At 35.6% G+C, this 1,060-nt stretch carries 1 protein-coding gene and 1 pseudogene; both read left to right on the top strand.

Annotated features, from left to right (window positions below):
- Positions 1-267 (top strand): annotated as a pseudogene (locus tag ACQV18_RS09350) (single-stranded DNA-binding protein); the annotation flags it as partial.
- Positions 268-325: 58 nt separating this feature from the next.
- Positions 326-1,060: DNA-methyltransferase (locus ACQV18_RS09345; RefSeq protein WP_428893012.1), on the top strand; the 735-nt coding region annotated here is incomplete at its 3' end.

Raw genomic sequence — 1,060 nt, 5'->3', positions numbered from 1 at the left:
GATCAAGGAAATAAAGTTTATATCACAGAAGTTAATGTTAGGAACTTCCACTTGTTGGAACCTAAAGAAGTCACTGAACAAAGACCAATAGACAACAACAGCCAACAGACATACCCTTCAAATCGGCAAAACGTGCCACAGGAGGCCTATTCTCCTAGCAACCAATATAATCAACCGTTTACACAACAAAACGGCTCACAGGCGCAAGATTTCAGTAATATAGGCATGGGAAAGTCAGAAATCAATGAAGATGATTTACCATTTTAGAATTTCCATAGCCAAGGAAAGATAGAGAACTTGTTTGAAAGAGGAAAGGAGAAGGCGAGTGAATAAAGTTAAGTGCGAGCTTTACAACGATCATTTTCAAAATTATAAAAGATATGGAATTCCAAAAGCCCAGCTTGTTATTGCAGACATTCCTTACAACTTAGGAAATAATGCGTATGCAAGTAGTTTGGAATGGTATGTGGACGGAGATAATAAGAAAGGTGAGTCAGAAAAAGCTGGAAAACAATTTTTTGATACAGACAGTGATTTCAGAATATCTGAATATATGCACTTTTGTTCAAAGTTATTAAAGAAAGAGCCAAAAGAGAGAAATCAAGCGCCAGCAATGATCGTTTTTTGTGCCTTTCAACAAATGCAAATGGTAATAGATTATGGTAAGAAATACGGCTTTAAAAACAATTATCCGATTATTTTTTGTAAAAAAAGTTCTTCGCAAGTTTTGAAATCTAACATGAAAATTGTAGGAGCGACTGAATATGCCGTTGTATTATACCGAGATAAACTACCTAAATTTAGAAACAACGGGAAAATGATAAAAAACTGGTTCAATTGGGAAAGTGACAGTCGAAAAACAATTCCCAAAGTTCATCCAACGCAAAAGCCCGTTCAATTATTGAAACGTCTAATTGAAATTTTTACAGATGAAGGGGATATCGTTATTGATCCTTGCGCAGGGAGCGGGTCAACGTTGAGAGCCAGTTTGGAGTTAGGTCGACATTCTTACGGTTTTGAAATAAAAAAAGATTTTTATAAAAAGGCAAAAGAAGAGATG

Origin of the sequence: Facklamia sp. P9177, from assembly GCF_050409585.1 — a bacterium.
Lineage (GTDB): Bacteria > Bacillota > Bacilli > Lactobacillales > Aerococcaceae > Facklamia.
This window is presented reverse-complemented; position numbering and strand designations above follow the sequence as displayed.